18 protein-coding genes and 1 tRNA gene are annotated in these 15,496 nt (G+C 68.8%); 8 read left to right on the top strand and 11 right to left on the bottom strand.

Annotation, left to right across the window (positions count from 1 at the left end; all coding sequences use genetic code 11):
• Positions 1-74: 74 nt before the first annotated feature.
• The gene (locus BW41_RS03415) at positions 75-857 is read right to left on the bottom strand and encodes an enoyl-CoA hydratase-related protein (RefSeq protein ID WP_037531456.1); all 783 of its coding nucleotides are present in this window, start codon (positions 855-857) and stop codon (positions 75-77) included.
• A 90-nt stretch (positions 858-947) separates the two neighbouring features.
• Here BW41_RS03415 and BW41_RS03410 point away from each other — a divergent pair, with 90 nt between their 5' ends.
• Together BW41_RS03410 and BW41_RS03405 are read left to right on the top strand one after the other, a co-directional pair.
• Positions 948-1,118, top strand: coding sequence for a Flp family type IVb pilin (locus BW41_RS03410; RefSeq protein WP_037531535.1), 171 nt, complete (start codon positions 948-950; stop codon positions 1,116-1,118).
• A 67-nt stretch (positions 1,119-1,185) separates the two neighbouring features.
• Positions 1,186-1,656 carry a hypothetical protein gene (locus BW41_RS03405; RefSeq protein ID WP_037531454.1) on the top strand — a complete coding sequence of 157 codons (471 nt, stop codon included), beginning with the start codon at positions 1,186-1,188 and terminating at the stop codon, positions 1,654-1,656.
• Here BW41_RS03405 and opgC read toward each other — a convergent pair.
• The 5 genes from opgC to BW41_RS03380 all read right to left on the bottom strand — a co-directional run bounded on the left by opgC (position 1,646) and on the right by BW41_RS03380 (position 4,833).
• A complete protein-coding gene (opgC, locus tag BW41_RS03400; RefSeq protein WP_081792873.1) occupies positions 1,646-2,755 on the bottom strand; it encodes an OpgC domain-containing protein in 1,110 nt (369 codons plus the stop codon). The genes BW41_RS03405 and opgC overlap by 11 nt on opposite strands.
• A 185-nt stretch (positions 2,756-2,940) precedes the next feature.
• Positions 2,941-3,017 (bottom strand) — tRNA-Arg (locus BW41_RS03395).
• A 46-nt stretch (positions 3,018-3,063) separates the two neighbouring features.
• A complete protein-coding gene (nth, locus tag BW41_RS03390) occupies positions 3,064-3,729 on the bottom strand; it encodes an endonuclease III (RefSeq protein WP_037531448.1) in 666 nt (221 codons plus the stop codon).
• A complete protein-coding gene (gene dapB, locus BW41_RS03385) occupies positions 3,726-4,454 on the bottom strand; it encodes a 4-hydroxy-tetrahydrodipicolinate reductase (protein WP_037531445.1) in 729 nt (242 codons plus the stop codon). The genes nth and dapB overlap by 4 nt, the downstream gene beginning before the upstream one ends.
• Before the next feature lie 103 nt (positions 4,455-4,557).
• Positions 4,558-4,833: a hypothetical protein gene (locus BW41_RS03380; protein ID WP_037531443.1), complete on the bottom strand. Its 276-nt coding sequence runs from the start codon at positions 4,831-4,833 to the stop codon at positions 4,558-4,560.
• An 81-nt stretch (positions 4,834-4,914) separates the two neighbouring features.
• On the opposite strand from BW41_RS03380, the gene BW41_RS03375 reads away from it, so the two are divergent.
• Entirely contained in the window at positions 4,915-5,607 is a 693-nt protein-coding gene (locus tag BW41_RS03375; RefSeq protein ID WP_037531441.1) for an NAD-dependent deacylase, read from the top strand.
• A gap of 162 nt (positions 5,608-5,769) precedes the next feature.
• Here the strand turns inward: BW41_RS03375 and era are convergent, their stop codons facing one another.
• Genes era through lepB form a run of 3 tightly spaced genes read right to left on the bottom strand, consistent with a single transcriptional unit; the run spans position 5,770 to position 8,229 of the window.
• A complete protein-coding gene (era, locus tag BW41_RS03370) occupies positions 5,770-6,669 on the bottom strand; it encodes a GTPase Era (protein WP_037531438.1) in 900 nt (299 codons plus the stop codon).
• Positions 6,670-6,727: 58 nt separating this feature from the next.
• Positions 6,728-7,396: a ribonuclease III gene (rnc, locus tag BW41_RS03365; protein ID WP_037531533.1), complete on the bottom strand. Its 669-nt coding sequence runs from the start codon at positions 7,394-7,396 to the stop codon at positions 6,728-6,730.
• A complete protein-coding gene (gene lepB, locus BW41_RS03360) occupies positions 7,393-8,229 on the bottom strand; it encodes a signal peptidase I (RefSeq protein WP_037531436.1) in 837 nt (278 codons plus the stop codon). The genes rnc and lepB overlap by 4 nt, the downstream gene beginning before the upstream one ends.
• Positions 8,230-8,345: 116 nt before the next feature.
• Between lepB and pgi the strand changes: the two genes are divergently transcribed.
• The 5 genes from pgi (at position 8,346) to gorA (ending at position 12,288) form a co-directional block, all read left to right on the top strand.
• The gene (gene pgi, locus BW41_RS03355) at positions 8,346-9,836 is read left to right on the top strand and encodes a glucose-6-phosphate isomerase (protein ID WP_200870334.1); all 1,491 of its coding nucleotides are present in this window, start codon (positions 8,346-8,348) and stop codon (positions 9,834-9,836) included.
• A gap of 34 nt (positions 9,837-9,870) precedes the next feature.
• Positions 9,871-10,272 carry a DUF4174 domain-containing protein gene (locus BW41_RS03350; RefSeq protein WP_037531432.1) on the top strand — a complete coding sequence of 134 codons (402 nt, stop codon included), beginning with the start codon at positions 9,871-9,873 and terminating at the stop codon, positions 10,270-10,272.
• A gap of 54 nt (positions 10,273-10,326) precedes the next feature.
• Positions 10,327-10,530: a type II toxin-antitoxin system VapB family antitoxin gene (locus BW41_RS03345; protein WP_037531430.1), complete on the top strand. Its 204-nt coding sequence runs from the start codon at positions 10,327-10,329 to the stop codon at positions 10,528-10,530.
• The gene (gene vapC, locus BW41_RS03340; RefSeq protein WP_235199493.1) at positions 10,527-10,838 is read left to right on the top strand and encodes a type II toxin-antitoxin system VapC family toxin; all 312 of its coding nucleotides are present in this window, start codon (positions 10,527-10,529) and stop codon (positions 10,836-10,838) included. Before BW41_RS03345 ends, vapC begins: the two co-directional genes overlap by 4 nt.
• A gap of 103 nt (positions 10,839-10,941) precedes the next feature.
• Positions 10,942-12,288 (top strand): glutathione-disulfide reductase, encoded by a 1,347-nt coding sequence (gorA, locus tag BW41_RS03335; protein WP_037531428.1) that lies wholly within the window; start codon positions 10,942-10,944, stop codon positions 12,286-12,288.
• 8 nt (positions 12,289-12,296) lie between these two features.
• Here the strand turns inward: gorA and BW41_RS03330 are convergent, their stop codons facing one another.
• On the bottom strand, positions 12,297-13,409 hold the full coding sequence (locus tag BW41_RS03330) for a PepSY-associated TM helix domain-containing protein (protein ID WP_037531425.1): 1,113 nt from the start codon (positions 13,407-13,409) through the stop codon (positions 12,297-12,299).
• A complete protein-coding gene (locus BW41_RS03325; RefSeq protein ID WP_037531423.1) occupies positions 13,406-15,439 on the bottom strand; it encodes a TonB-dependent receptor in 2,034 nt (677 codons plus the stop codon). Before BW41_RS03325 ends, BW41_RS03330 begins: the two co-directional genes overlap by 4 nt.
• Positions 15,440-15,496 lie beyond the last annotated feature (57 nt).

Here is a 15,496-nt window from a genome sequence, read left to right as displayed (position 1 = left end):
TCGTGTGGCCGACACACCGGCGCGTCCAGCCTTTTTATGTCGCAATATGTGTCGCATCCGCGCGCCGCCGCGGCTCAGCGGCCGGTGAAGACGGGTGTGCGCTTGGCGAGGAAGGCCGCTCCGCCCTCGCGCGAATCCGCCGTGCCGCGCGCGGTCCGCTGCGCCTCCGCCTCGGCGGCGAGCGCGCCGGCATAGTCGCCGTCGAGCGCCCGGCCGATCGCGCGGCGCATCAGCCCGAGCGCCACCGTCGGCCCGGCGGCGAGCCGCGTCGCCAGCGCCAGCGCCGCCGCATCGAGCGCATCGTCGGCGACGACGTCGTGGATCATCCCCCAGTCGCGCGCGGTGGCGGCGGGGACGCGCTCGCCGAGCAGCATCATCGCGGTGGCGCGGGCGCGGCCGATCAGCCGCGGCAGCATCCAGGTCGCGCCGCCGTCCGGCACCAGCCCGATATTGACGAACGCCTGCAGGAAATAGGCGGTGTCGCTGGCGATGCAGAGATCGGCGGCGAGCGCGAGGCTGCAGCCGATGCCGGCGGCGGGGCCGCGCACCGCGCTGACCACCGGCACCGGGCAATCGGCGATCGCGACCAATGTCGGATTGTAATGATCGGTGAGCGCCGCATGCGTCGCCGTGCCGGGATCGTCGCCGTCGAGCGCGCCGCCGGCCACGTCCGCGCCCGAACAGAAGGCGCGCCCTGCCCCGGTGATCAGCACCGCGCGGGCGCCGTCGAGCCGGTCGAGTGCGTCGCGCAGCTCGTCGAACAGCGCGGGCGGTGCGGCGTTGAGCCGCTCGGGCCGGTTGAGCGTCAGCACGCGGACGTCGCCGCGCGCCTCGGCGAGGATATGCTGGTAGGTCATCGCTCTCCCCTGCATGGCTCGCGCAGGTCTAGGCCGCCGCCGCGGCGGGCGCTACGCTTTCTTCACCTTCGCGTGGTTGAGCGGATGATCATGCGTCATATCCTTCATTCGCTCGTCCGCGACCGCAAGGCCGCCACCGCCATCGAATATGGGCTGATCGCCGCACTTATCGCGGTCGCAGCGATCGCCGCGATGCAGGGCCTCGGCAACAAGCTCAAGACGACGTTCCAGAACGTCTCATCCAACATGAAGGCGACCTAGAGCAAAGGCGACACGCTGCCTTCGATCAAGGTGCTTCCGTTAACAGATGATGCCGCAATAGTCCGATATGGACATTGACTTATGCCCGTCTGACATCGCCGCGGTCGGGATCGCGGCCGATCGCTTCGTCGCAGAGGCGACGACCCTCCTTCGCGACGCGCGGGCGCTGGTGATCGCCGACAGGCGCGCCGCGGCGGCGACGCTGATCCGCGACCGGGCGCGCATCGTCGCGCTGCTCGGCGACTATCAGCGGTTCAAGCACGGCCGGGTGTTCGATCCGGTCATCGCCGAAGGGCATGGCAGGCGCTGCGCGACGGCGCGGCTGCTCAAATGCGAATGCGTGCTGATGGGCGACAGCTTCGCCGCCTATGTCAGCCGCTGGCAGCATGCCGACCTCGCCGCCGACTGGGCCGCCTATCGGCGCGACATGATGACGATCACCGAACAGTTGCTCGACCATCTGCGCGTCGAACAGGCCGCGATCGCTTCGCTGCTCGGCGCCGATCGGAATGCCGGCGACGTGCCCGCTACGCGGTGATCGCCAGCTTCCGGTGCGCCGTCGTCCGCCGCGCACGCGCATCGAACACCACGGCGACGGCCGCCGTCAGCAGCACCGCCAGCATCACCGCGCCGAGATAGGTCGCATAACCCCCGCCCGCACGATACCATAGCGCGGCGAGCACATAGGTGATCCACACCGTCGCCATATAGCAATAGAGCGTCTGCCGGCCGATGCAGGCGAGCGCCCGCATCGGCGCCGATGCCACCAGATCGCGCCGCCAGGACAGCAGGCCGCAATAGAAGGCGATGATGATCGGCGCATGGATCAGCCGCAGCAGGCCGAGATTGCCCTTCGACGTCAGCAGCCCGGAATTGGGAATATGCCGCTCGATATGGAGAAGCTTGGCGGCCGCGAAGGCACCGACGGTCACCGCCAGCAGGATCGTCGTCTGGCGATGCGCTTCCAGATAGGCGAAGACCCGCTCATGCGCGCGACGCGTCCCGAGAAGCATCGGCACGAAGAAGAAGATCTGCCACGCCGCCGGGTTGAACTTCCACTCGACCACCGCAGGATCGAGCAGCCCGGTCAGGGTCGCGAGCTGCGATGCCAGCCACAGGCCGACCGACACGCCCACCAACAGCGTCGCGCTGCGCCGGTGGAGCCACAGCGCCACCGGCGTGACCAGCATGAAGATCACATAGAGTTGCAACACGTCGAGCAGTGTCGGCGCGCGCAGCAGCGCGAGGAACAGCAGCAGCCCTTCGGTGGGGCTGCGATGGAGGAAGTCGGCGCTCCAGGCCGTCGCCTCCCAGGCCGGCATCATCGCCAGGACCGGCGTCACCGCGAGCAGCAGCAGCCCGTCGTAGACGTAGAGCCGTGCCGCCCGCCGCAACACCGCCGCGGTCGGATTGGCCTTTCGCTGATAGACCATGCCGACCATGTAGCCCGACATGATCACGAAGATCGACGCGGACGACGAATAGCCGAAGGACGACGGCGTCGGTACGCCGCGACCGTCGAGATGATAGATCTGGAAGGCGACGGTGATGTGGTTGATCGCGATCACCACCATCGCCAGCCCGCGCAAGATATCGATACGCGTCTCGCGTCCTGGCCCCGCCGTCATCGTAACCATCCCCGTCACCTGGCCTCGCCGGCCCTCGAAATAGCCAGTGACCACAAAGGTTTAGTTTTTGGTATTGAAGGGTGACGTTTTTGTCGTGACGCAGGACACCTCCGCCGCCGCTGAATCGCAGGCGGCCCCGTATGCGACGGACGGCTTGACCGGTGGTGACCGGCAAATGGGACAGGACGAATGGGTGGCGCACCCGACAGGATTCGAACCTGTGGCCTCTGCCTTCGGAGGGCAGCGCTCTATCCAGCTGAGCTACGGGTGCCTGGTTGGCTGCGCCTAGCAAAGCCGAAGGCGCGGCGCCAGTGGCTTTATGCCGGTGGCGGAGATGCGGCGGTCTTCGGCGGCGGCGTCTTGGGTTTGAAGGCGCAGAGGTCGGCGACGATGCAGCGCCAGCATTCGGGCCGGCGCGCCTTGCAGACGTAGCGGCCGTGCAGGATCAGCCAGTGATGCGCGTGCAGGCGGAACGGCTGCGGCGTCGCCGCGTCGAGCTTGCGCTCGACCGCGAGCGGCGTCTTGCCGCGAGCGAGGCCGGTACGGTTGCCGACGCGGAAGATATGCGTGTCGACCGCGAAGGTCTCCGCGCCGAAGGCGACGTTCATCACGACATTGGCGGTCTTGCGACCGACGCCGGGCAGCGCCTCGAGCGCGGCGCGGTCGGCGGGCACCATACCGTCATGGTCGGCGACCAGCGCCTCGGACAGAGCGATGACGTTCTTGGCCTTGGTGTTGAACAGGCCGATCGTGCGGATATGCTGTTTGAGCGCGTCGAGCCCGAGGGCGACCATCTGTTCGGGCGTCCCGACCTCGGCGAACAAGGCGCGCGTCGCCTTGTTGACGCCGGCGTCGGTCGCCTGCGCCGACAGCACCACCGCGACGAGCAACTGGAAGACGTTGCCCGATTCGAGTTCGGTCTCGGGATGCGGATTGGCCTCCCCCAGCCGCCGGTAGAATTCGAAGACGTCGGCCTTCTTCACAGGCCGAGCACGTCGCCCATGCGATAGCGGCCGGCGGGCCGGTCGGCGAGCCACAGCGCCGCACGCACCGCGCCCTTGGCGAAGATCGACCGGTCCTGCGCAAGATGCGACAGCTCGATCCGCTCGCCCTCGCTGGCGAAGACGACCGTATGATCGCCGATCACCGATCCGCCGCGCAGCGACGACAGACCGATCGTCCCCTCGGTGCGCGCGCCGGTCAGCCCGGCGCGGCCGTCGACGCGCAGCTCCGACAGAATCGTCCCCCGCCCCGCCGCCGCCGCCTCGCCGAGCAGGATGGCGGTGCCCGAGGGCGCGTCGACCTTGTGGCGGTGGTGGCTCTCGACGATCTCGATATCCCAGTCGGTGCCGAGCCGCGTCGCCGCCTCGCGCACCAGTTGCGCGAGCAGCGTCACGCCGAGCGAGGTATTGCCGGTCTGCAGGATCGCGATCTCGGCAGCGGCGTCGTCGATCGCGGCATGCTGCGACTGGGTCAGCCCGGTCGTACCGATCAGCAGCGGCGTGCGCGCCGCGCGGGCGGCGGCGAGATGCGCGCCGAGCGCCGACGGCGTCGAGAAATCGACCAGTACGTCGGCGACGCGCGCCAGCACCGCCGGATCGCCGCCGGCATCGGTGCCGCCGGCGAGCGTCGCGCCTTCGATCGCGATCTGCTCGGTGATCGCGCGGCCCATCCGGCCGCTGCTGCCATAGATGCCGATCGCGGTCATGCTGCGGGTCCGACGTGGGGAGAATGGTCCATGCGCGCCCTCTGCCACAGCGCCGCGCCGGGCGACAGCCCAGCCTCTCGCTGACAGAGATCGAGCGTGCCGCTTATGCCAGATCGGTGACGAACCGGCCAAGGTAGCCGATCCAACCGACGATCGTGCGGAGGCGGAGGCCGAGCCGACGCCGCCCCAAGATCATCGCCACGCCAAGGCAGAACAGCGCTGATCCGATGAGCATCAGGTACGGATGCGTTGCCCGATCGAGGACCGGCCAATCGGGTGTCCCGAAGCGATAGCCGTCGGATAGCCCCTGATGATCGCCGATCAGCGCGATCAGCAGGATCGTCTGGTCGAATGCCACCGTCGCGAGATAGGCGATCAATATCCCCCTCCCCGCCGTCCGCTGACCCCTCGTCATAGAACTGATGCTGGCGCGGCGGCGGCGCGGCGCTATCGTGGCGGGATGACCGCATCGCTCGTCATCCTCACCGGCGCCGGCGTCTCCGCCGAGTCGGGTATCGCCACGTTCCGCGGGCCGGGCGGCCTGTGGGAGGGGCACCGCGTCGAGGACGTCTGCACGCCCGAGGCGCTCGCTGCCGACCCGCTGCTGGTGCACCGCTTCTACGACGCGCGGCGGGCGGCGCTCGCCGCGGTCGAGCCCAATGCGGCGCATCGCGCTCTCGCCGCGCTCGACGCGGCCTGGCCCGGCGAGTTGCTGATCGTGACGCAGAACGTCGACGATCTGCACGAGCGCGCCGGGACGCGGCGGCTGCTGCACATGCATGGCGAACTCCAGTCGGCCCTATGCGCCGCGTGCGGCGCGCGTCGGCCATGGTCCGAGGCGCTGCCGCCGGGCACCCGTTGCGAGACGTGCGGTGCGGCGGCGCTGCGCCCGGACATCGTCTTCTTCGGCGAGATGCCCTATCAGATGGCACGGATCGAGGCGGCGCTGGCGCGCGCCGACCTGTTCGTCTCGATCGGCACATCGGGCGCCGTCTATCCTGCCGCCGGCTTCGTCCAGCTCGCCGATGCCTATGGCGCGGACACGCTCGAACTCAATCTCGAACGCTCGGCGGGCAGCGCGCTGTTCGCCGAAACGCGGCTCGGGCCGGCGGGGACGCTGGTGCCGGCCTGGGTGGCGGAGATGCTGGCCTAGCAGCGGGTTGGCGCGGAGGCGCGGAGGCGCGCGCCTGAGAGGGCACGGCATGGTTCAACCTGACCGGGAGAATGGCGCTGCCGCGGCGGTCACCCGCCCTCCGCGCCTGCGCGCGAACATCCTCCCGACTCCCCTCCCGCGACGGGGGCGCCGCCTCGCGCGCTATTCCACCCAGTCGAGGCCGATGTCGCGATAGACCTCGCGGTCCTCGTCCCAGCCCGGCTTGACCTTGACGTGGAGGTAGAGGTGGACCGGCCGGTCCATGATGCCCGCCAGTTCGGCGCGGGCGCGCGCGCCGATCTCCTTGATCCGCTGGCCGCCCTTGCCGAGCACGATTGCGCGCTGCGTCGGGCGTTCGACGAGGATCTGCTGGTGGATCTCGACCGATCCGTCCTCGCGCTCGCTGTATTTCTCGGTCTCGACGGTGCTCGCATAGGGCAGTTCGGCGTGGAGCTGGAGGTAGAGCTGCTCGCGCGTCACTTCGGAGGCCAGCGCCCGCTCGCTCGCGTCGGACACCTGATCCTCGGGATAATGCCACGGCCCCGCCGGCATGGCGGCGGCGAGCGCCGCCTTGAGTTCCGCGACGCCGTCGCCGGTCTGCGCCGAGACGAACCAGGTGTCGGCGAAACCGATCAAGGCATTGAGCTTCTCGGCGTGGAGCAGCAGCTTCGGCTTGTCGGCGATGTCGACCTTGTTGAGGATGAGGATCTTGCGCTCGGGCCGATCCTTCAGCGCCTCCGCGATCCGCTCGACCTTGCCGCCGACGCCACCCTTGCCGTCGACGACGAGCGCGATCAGATCGGCGCCCTCCGTTCCGGTCCAGGCGGCGGCGACCATCGCGCGATCAAGCCGGCGCTGCGGCTCGAAGATGCCGGGCGTGTCGACCAGCAGGATCTGCGCCTCGCCCTCGATCGCGACGCCGAGCAATTTGGTGCGCGTCGTCTGCGCCTTGGGACTGACGATCGCGACCTTCTGGCCGACGAGCGCATTGACGAGCGTCGACTTGCCCGCATTGGGCGCGCCGACCACGGCGACGAGGCCGCAATGTTGGGTCTGGGTCATGGATGGTCCGGTGTTGGGCGATGCACGATCGGTGCAATCGAGGGGAACGGAAAGCGCCTCATGTGCGCAGCTTGTCCAGCAGCGCCTTGGCCGCGGCGGTTTCCGCTTCCTGTTTGTTGGTGCCGGTGGCGCTCGCTTCGGCGAAGCTGCCGATGCGGACCTGGATGGTGAAGCGCGGCGCGTGATGCGGGCCGGAGCGGTCGACGACCTGATATTCGGGCGCGCGACGCCCCGCCGCCGCCGCCCATTCCTGCAACGCCGATTTGGGATGCTGCGGCGCCTTGTCGCCGCGCTGGACGCGCTCGCGCCACGCCGAGCGGATGAAGGCGCGCGCGCCGTCGAGCCCCGCCTCGCGATACCAGGCGCCGATCAGCGCCTCCATCACGTCGCCGAGGATATTGTCGCTGTTCGACGCGCCGTCATCGCGCGCCTGCTTGCCGAGGCGGAGATGATCGCGCACACCGAGTTCGCGCGCGACTTCGGCGCAGGTCGCGCCGGTGACGAGCGCGTTGAGCCGCTTCGACAGATGGCCCTCGGGCTCGTTCGGGAACAGCTCCCACAGCCATTCGGCGACGACCAGGCCGAGGACGCGGTCGCCGAGGAATTCGAGCCGCTCATAATTCTCCGCCGCCTGGCTGCCGTGGGTCAGCGCGCGTTCGAAGGGGGCGAGGTCGGCGGGGCGGCGGCCGAAGGTGCGGCCGAGCCAGTCGGGTAGCGCGGCGGTCAGAAGCCCTCTCCGATCCGCTGCCAGCGTGCGGCGGTGAACCAGCTCACCGGATTGATCCACGAGGCATTGCCGTTGGTCGAGAAGAAGGTGACCACCGCCTTGCCCTCGATCCGCTCCATCGGAATATAGCCCATGCCGATCGGCGCGGGGAAGCGGCTGTCGGCGCTGTCGTCGCGATTGTCGCCCATCAGGAAGACGTCGCCCGCCGGCACCGTATAGAGGCCGGTATCGTCCGCCTGCGGAATGTTGGCCTGATCGAGCACCTCATAGCTCTTGCCGTTGGGCAGCGTCTCGCGGAAGCGCGGGTAGCGGCAGATCGGCACGCCGGCGGCATCGACGTCCTGAAAGCTCGCGCCGCATTTCTGCGCATCGAAATTGGCGGTGAGCGGCAGGATGAAATCACCGATCCGCTGCTTGGGGATCGCCTTGCCGTTGAGGATGACCTGGCCGTGGCGGACCTGGATCGTGTCGCCGGGCAGGCCGATGACGCGCTTGATGACGTCATGATCGTCCGGCCCCGGCGAGCGGAACACGACGACGTCGCCGCGCGCCGGATCGCGGCCGAGGATCCGCCCCGGGATCAGCGGCACCCCGGCCGGCAGCGACCAGCGCGAATAGCCGTAATTCCACTTGGTGACGAACAGATAGTCGCCGATCAGCAGCCGCGGCAGCATCGATTCCGAGGGGATCGAATAGGGCGCGAACAGGAAGCTCCTGAGGATCAGCACGATGACCGCCAGCTTGACGAGGAAGCGCAGCGTCTCGGCGAGTTCGGACCGGGGCTTGGCCGGCGTGGTCGCCGCGGCCGGCGCGGTTTGGGGAGTCTGATCCATAGCGAAGGGAGCCTTAGCGCCCCCTAAGCGTCCTGAGTAGTCGTTCCGAGGGGCTTGCCGCGACGCGCAGGTTCGATACGGAGCCAACCGGACATCCCTTCCCCGAAGGACATATCATGAGCGACTGGTCTGCGATCGAAGCCCTCCCCTCCGTCAAGCTGGTCGATCTGTTCGAACAGGACGGCGAGCGGCTCTCCACATTGAGCCTCGACGTCGCCGGCATCCATTTCGACTGGTCGAAGACGCATCTGACCCGCGAGGCGATCGACGCCTTCGTCGCGCTGGCGGAGGCCAAGGACCTCGCCGGCAAGCGCGACGCGATGTTCGGCGGCGAGCACGTCAATGTCACCGAGGACCGCCCGGTCGGTCACACCGCCGAGCGCGGCGAGGGCGATCCGGAGAGCGTCGCGCTGGCGCGCAAGTTCCACGAGCGGATGCGTTCGCTGATCGACGCGATCGAGGGCGGCGCGCTCGGCGAGATCCGCCACGTGCTGCACATCGGCATCGGCGGTTCGGCGCTCGGGCCGCATCTGCTCGTCGACGCGCTCGGCCGCGAGGACAAGCGCTACGACGTCGCGATCGTCTCCAACGTCGACGGCGTCGCGCTCGAGGATGCGATCAAGGATTTCGATCCGGCCGCGACCTTGCTCGTCGTCGCGTCGAAGACCTTCACCACCAAGGAAACGATGCTCAACGCCGAATCGGCGCTGCAGTGGATGACCGAACACGGCGTCAGCGACCCTTATGGCAAGGTGATCGCGCTGACCGCCGCACCCGACAAGGCGATGGAATGGGGCGTCGACGAGACGCGCATCCTGCCGTTCGGCGAGGGCGTCGGCGGCCGCTATTCGCTCTGGTCGTCGATCGGTTTCCCCGCGGCGATCGCGCTCGGCTGGGGCGCGTTCGAGGAGCTGCTCGAAGGCGCGGCGGCGATGGACCGGCATTTCCGCCTGACCCCGCTCGCGCAGAATGCGCCGGCGCTCGCCGCCTTCGCCGACCTCTATTACACGCAGGTCCGCCATGCCGAGACGCGCGCGCCCTTCGCCTATGACGAGCGGCTGCGGCTGCTGCCGAGCTACCTCCAGCAGCTCGAGATGGAGTCGAACGGCAAGGGGGTGACGGTCGACGGTCGGCCGGTCGGGCGGCCGACCGCGGCGATCACCTGGGGCGGCGTCGGCACCGACGCGCAGCATGCGGTGTTCCAGCTGCTCCACCAGGGCACGCACCTCGTCCCCGTCGAATTCATCGCGGTGATCGAGCCGGGCGACACGCTGGCCGAGGATCACCACCGCCAGTTGCTGCTCAACGCCTTCGCGCAGGGGGCGGCGCTGATGAAGGGCAAGCAGGTCGAGGATCCGGCGCGCTCGTACAGCGGCGACCGGCCGTCCTCGACGTTGCTGCTCGACGTGCTCGACCCGCGGACCTTGGGCGCGCTGATCGCCTTCTACGAGCATCGCGTGTTCGTGAACGGCGTGCTGCTCGACATCAATTCGTTCGACCAGTTCGGCGTCGAGCTCGGCAAGGAGATGGCCAAGGCGGCGGATCACGGCGGCCAGTCGTTCGACGCCTCGACCGAAGACCTGATCCGCCGCGCCGGGCTCGACTGATGCGACCGGCGGGATCGTCGGGCGTTGACGTCGGATGATCCCGCTCCTCCTCGCCGCGGCGCTTGCACCCGCCCCAGCCGCTCCGTCGCCGACGACGGTCGCCGCCATGCGCTGGCAGCGGCGCGTGCTGGTGATGACGGCACCGCGCGCGGACGATCCCGCGCTCGTGGCGCAGCGCCACGCGCTTGCCGGCTGGGATGCAGCGGCGCGCGAGCGCGACCTCACCGTGGTGACGGTGATCGGCGACCGCGTCACCGGCGCGGCCGATACGGCGACGGCGTTGCGCCGGCGCTACCGGATGCCGGCGGACCGGTTCGCCGCGGTGCTGATCGGCAAGGACGGCGGCGTCAAGCTGCGCAAGGCCACGCCGATCGCGGCCGAGATGCTCGCCGAAACGATCGACGCCATGCCGATGCGCCGCGCCGGCGAGCGGTGACGTTGTCGCTGCGTCGCGATGCCTCTATATTGAGGTATCGGCGGAGTCTAAGACATGCACGTCCAAATCGATGATGCATTGGTCACGGAAGCAATGCAGGTAGCGAACGCCACTACCGCCGAGCAAGCAGTATCCTATGCGTTGAGGGAGTATCTTCGGGTCAAGCGTCAACTGGCGGCGCTGGACGCCCTTCAGGGGTTAGGCTGGGAAGGTGACCTCGACGACATGCGGACCAGCAAGTACATCCCGGCGAAGTGATCGTACTTGTTGATTCATCGGTATGGATCGATCACCTAGCGCATCGTGTTACGCGGCACACCACCGCGTTGCGGGCGATCACGGCCCGGCATGGTAAGCTCCTGGTCGGCGATCTCATCCTCACGGAAGTGTTGCAGGGCACACGCGATCAACGGGAATTCTCGTCCGCTCTGGCGGCGTTGTCGGCGTTCGAATTCGTTTTCGTCAGCGACCACCGCGTCGCCATCGAAGCGGCACGCCACTATCGCCACCTGCGCAGCCGCGGCATCACCGTCCGCAAGACGATCGACACGCTGATCGCGACGTGATGCATCCTTGATCGCCTGCCGCTATTGTATAGCGATCGTGATTTCGACCCCTTCGTCCAGCATCTCGGCCTTCGGTCGGCGCTCGACGCTCCCGGAGTGTATAATGGCTGACTATGATTACGACCTGTTCGTCATCGGCGCAGGATCGGGCGGCACACGCGCCAGCCGCGTCGCCGCGGCGCACGGCGCCAGGGTCGCGGTCGCCGAGGAATATCGCGTCGGCGGCACCTGCGTCATCCGCGGCTGCGTGCCCAAGAAGCTGCTGATCTACGGTGCGCATTTCGCCGAGGACCTCAAGGACGCCAAGCGCTTCGGCTGGCAGGTGCCCGACGAATGCGCCTTCGACTGGCCGACGCTACGCGACAATGTGCTGGAGGAGGTCGACCGGATCAACGGCGCCTATACGCAGACGCTGGAGAATCACGGCGTCGAGATCATCCACCAGCGCGCCGTCGTCACCGGCCCGCACAGCGTCCGCCTCGCCGACGGCAGCGAGAAGACGGCCGAGCGCATCCTCGTCGCGGTCGGCGCGCATCCGGCGGTGCCCGACTGCCCCGGTGCGGAGCACGGCATCACCAGCAACGAGGCGTTCCACCTCGATGCCATCCCCAAGCGCATCCTGATCGCCGGTGCCGGCTATATCGCCAACGAATTCGCCGGCATCTTCCATCAGCTCGGCGCGCACGTCACGATCATGAACCGGACGCAGGACATCCTGCGCGGCTACGACCTGTCGATCCGCGACCGGCTGTTGCAGATCAGCATGATGAAGGGCCTCGAATTCAAGTTCGACGCGACCTTCCAGCAACTGGTCAAGGGCGAGGACGGCTGCCTGACGGTGCATATGAGCAACCACGAGCCGGTCACCGTCGACATGGTGATGTTCGCCACCGGCCGCGTACCGAATACCCGCGACCTCGGGCTCGAGGCAGCAGGCGTCGCGCTCGACAGGGGTGCGATCGTCGTCGATGCGCAGAACCGGTCGAGCATCGACAGCATCTTCGCAATCGGCGACGTCACCAACCGCATCCAGCTGACCCCGGTGGCGATCCGCGAGGGCCAGGCGTTCGCTGACACCTTCTACGGCAACAAGCCGACCAGCGTCGATTACACCAACATCCCCTCGGCAGTGTTCAGCCATCCGCCGATGGCGGGCGTCGGCCTGACCGAGAGCGAGGCGAAGCAGAAGCTCGGCTCGATCCGCGTCTACTCGTCCGACTTCCGGCCGATGAAGAACGTGCTCGCCGGGCGCAACGAGCGGGCGCTCTACAAGATGGTCTGCGACGGCGAGACCGGGCGGATCGTCGGCCTGCACATGATAGGCCCCGACGTGCCGGAAATCCTCCAGGCGGCGGCGATCGCGGTCAAGGCGGGGCTGACCAAGGCGCAGTTCGACGAGACGGTCGCGCTGCACCCGACGATGGCGGAGGAACTGGTGCTGATGAAATAAGGCGGCGCCTAGCGCGCCTCCGCCCTCGCTCGAGCCCGCCCCCGCCCCCGCCACCGCCACACACCGGTGACGAACAGCACCGCCGGCACCAGCCCGGAGACGAACGCCAGCCAGCGTCCCGCCAGTCCGAAGGCCTCGCCATCGTGCAGCGGGTGCAGCCAGTCGAGCAGCGTATCGCCGCCGCCGTCGCGCCGCGCGTCGCGCACCGCGAGCACCCGCCCGGTATAGGGATCGAGCCAGACGTTGCTGCGCGGGAAGCGGCGGCTCGGCTCGCCCGGCAGCGCGAGGTTGACGCGCACCACGCCATGCGCGTCCGCCGGCGTCTCGATCCACGCCAGCGCGCCGCCAGGCAGCGCCCGCTCCGCGCGGTCGACCAGCGTATCGAGCGGCAGCGGCGGGCCGTTCGGGACGCTGCGCAGCCGCGGCGTCGCGAACAGCGGCGAGGCGCGCGCGACGAGCGGATGGACCTGATCGGGCAGGTCGAGCAGCACGCCGGTCGCGGCGACGACGACCAGCACCAGGGCGCTGCCGATCCCCGCCCATTTGTGCCAGTCGTACAGGCGCCGCGAGCGCGCCGCCTCCCGCTTCCACGCAAGCGAGCGTCGCCAGCCGCCGGGTCGCGGCCACCACGCCCACAATCCGCTGACCAGCATCGCCAGCATGACGATCCCGGCGATCCCCATCACCAGCGCCCCCGGCTTTTTGAGCAGCAGCCGGTAATGGAGATCGTAGAGCCAGGTCGTCGCATAGCCGCCCCAGAAACCGCGCCGCACCACCGTCAGCCGTACCGGATCGAGCCACAGCATCAGCGGCGCGAAGGCACGCGCGCGCGTCTCGCGGGCGGCGTAATAGCGGACCGGGATCGGCCCGCCGTCGGGCGTCACCTCGATCCGCCATGCCCCGTCACGCCCCGGTTCGGCGCGGCGCAGCGCGTCATATACCGCCTGCCACGACGCCGGCCGTGCGCCCGCCGCCACCCGCGCGAGGCCGGGGTGCAGCGCACCGTCGATCGCCGGGTAGAAGACGAGCAGGCTGCCGGTCAGCCCGGTCAGCACGAACAATGCGCCGACGCTCAGCCCCAGCCACAGATGCACCCGGCGGACGATACCGCGCGCGCTCACAGCGTCAGCCGCAGGCTGCCGTAGAGCGCGCGCGGATCGGCGGGCGAGTGCAGCACCTGCGTGCCGTCGTACCACGCATATTCGTAATGCCGGTTGCCGATGTTCTTGAGCTGCGCGGCGAGCTCCAGCTGCGGTCGCAGCCGCCACGCCACCTCACCGTTGACCACCAGATAATCGCCATAGCGCGGCAGGCTGTTGGCCGGGGTGAGATGATAGCTCGACTGGCCGTTGCCCGACAGCGACAGCCGCCAGCGTTCGGCGGGGACGAGGTCGACACCGCCCGAGAACAGGTTCTGGGGGACATGGTCGATCCAATTGCCCGCCTGCGACGGCGTCGCCGGATCGGGGGTGACGATCCGCGCATGCTGGTAGGAATAGGCGCCCCACAGCGTCGCGCCGCGCACCGGCGTCAGGTTGAGCTGGACGTCGACCCCGCGCCGGCGTGTCCTGCCGAGATTGTCGCTGTCGCCCGAGGGATCGTTGAGCCGGCGCTTGATCTCGCCGCTCGCGGTCTGCTGCCACAGCGCGACCCGCGTCTCGAGCCAGCGGCCACGTGCATATTTGACGCCTGCCTCCCAGCCTTCGTTGATCGACGGCGCGAGATTGGTGATCCGCGGCGGCACGCGATAGGAGCCCGCGCCGACGCCGATCTGGAACGTCCGCCCGTAATTGCCGTAAGCGGTAAGGCCGGCGAGCGGCATGACCGCGACGCTGAGCTTGGGCTGGCTGATCGTGCCGTAATCGTTGATGGGATAGCGTAATCCGTTGAGGCGGTTGCGCAGCGATCCCGACACCGTGTCGATGCGCCAGCCCGGGGTGATGCTGAGCCACCCGACCGGCTCGATCACCGCCTGCGCATAGCCGCCGGCGATCGTCAGACCGAAGGCCTGATCGCGTGTCTGGCTGGTGATGCGGCGGTCGGCGGTCAGCCAGCGCAGGCTCTGGTTGTCCTGCCGCTGTACGTCGCCGCCGACCTCGATCATCAGCCGGTGCAGAAAGCCGACCTGCGGATGGTAATGGAGCGCGGCGAGTCCGCCGTATTGCTGCTCCTGCGTCAGCCGCCGCTGCTGCGCGACGGTCGCCGAGAAGCGGACGTAGCGATCGTCGTCGAGGCTGCTGGCATAGCCCTTGGCGGTCAGCGCCAGCGTCGGGGCGAGATCGGCATCGAGGTGAAGGCTGTACTGGCCCGTCTGCCGCCGGCCGCCGTCGCTCGCCGAGACGGGATAGGACAGGCGGCGGTCGCGATAGGCATCGGCATCGGTCAGATAGCCGGGTTCGTCGGCGCGCGTCTGCGCATAGCGGGCGATGCCGCCGAGCCGCACCCCGCCCCAGTCGTAGAACCATTTGCCCGCGAAGCTCAGCCGATCGAGCCCGGCATGATCGCGATAGCCGTCGCTATGCCGGTAGCCGAGCGCGTAATTCTGGCTGAACCGGCCGGTCTCGACCCCCGCCGACACTTGTCCGTCGGCGGTGCCGAACGCGCCGCCGAGCGCGCGCATGTCGAGGTAATTGCCGCCGATCCGCGTCGCGATATCGGCGCTGCCGGCGATCGCGTGGAGGCCGTAGCGCGGGTCGGCGGTGCCGCGGACCAGCTCGATCTGCGCGATGTCGAGCGGCATCACCGCGTCGATCAGCGGCATGCTGCCGTCGTTGGCATTGCTCGGCACGCCGTCGATCAGCAGCTTGACCGCGTTGATCTCGCCCTCGCCGTTAAAGCCGCGGATCGAGAAGCGGCCCGAGGTGGTGCCCTGGTTGAAGTCGGTCAGCGACACGCCGGGCAGGCGCGCGAACAATTCCCAGCTGTTGTCGACATTCTGCCGCTGCGCGACATCGCCGCCGAGCCGGTCGATCGAGGTGACGACGTTGCTCGGCGCGCGCATCATCTCGCCGGCGGTGACGACGATGTCGCCGACCGAGAAACTGGTGTCCTGCGTCGCCGATGGTCGCGTGGCGTCGTCCTGTTGTGCGGATGCCGGGCTCGCCAGCGCGAGCGCAAGGCCCGCCGCTGCCGCGGTTGGTCTGAGGTGCATTGATATTCGTCCTGATCCAGGCGCGCACCCGCTGGCGCGCGCCGTCATGAAGGCAAA

It is taken from the genome of Sphingomonas sp. RIT328 (assembly GCF_000632225.1).
GTDB lineage: Bacteria > Pseudomonadota > Alphaproteobacteria > Sphingomonadales > Sphingomonadaceae > Sphingomonas > Sphingomonas kyungheensis.
Note: the sequence above shows the minus strand (reverse complement) of the source record. Positions and strands in the feature narration are given on the sequence as shown.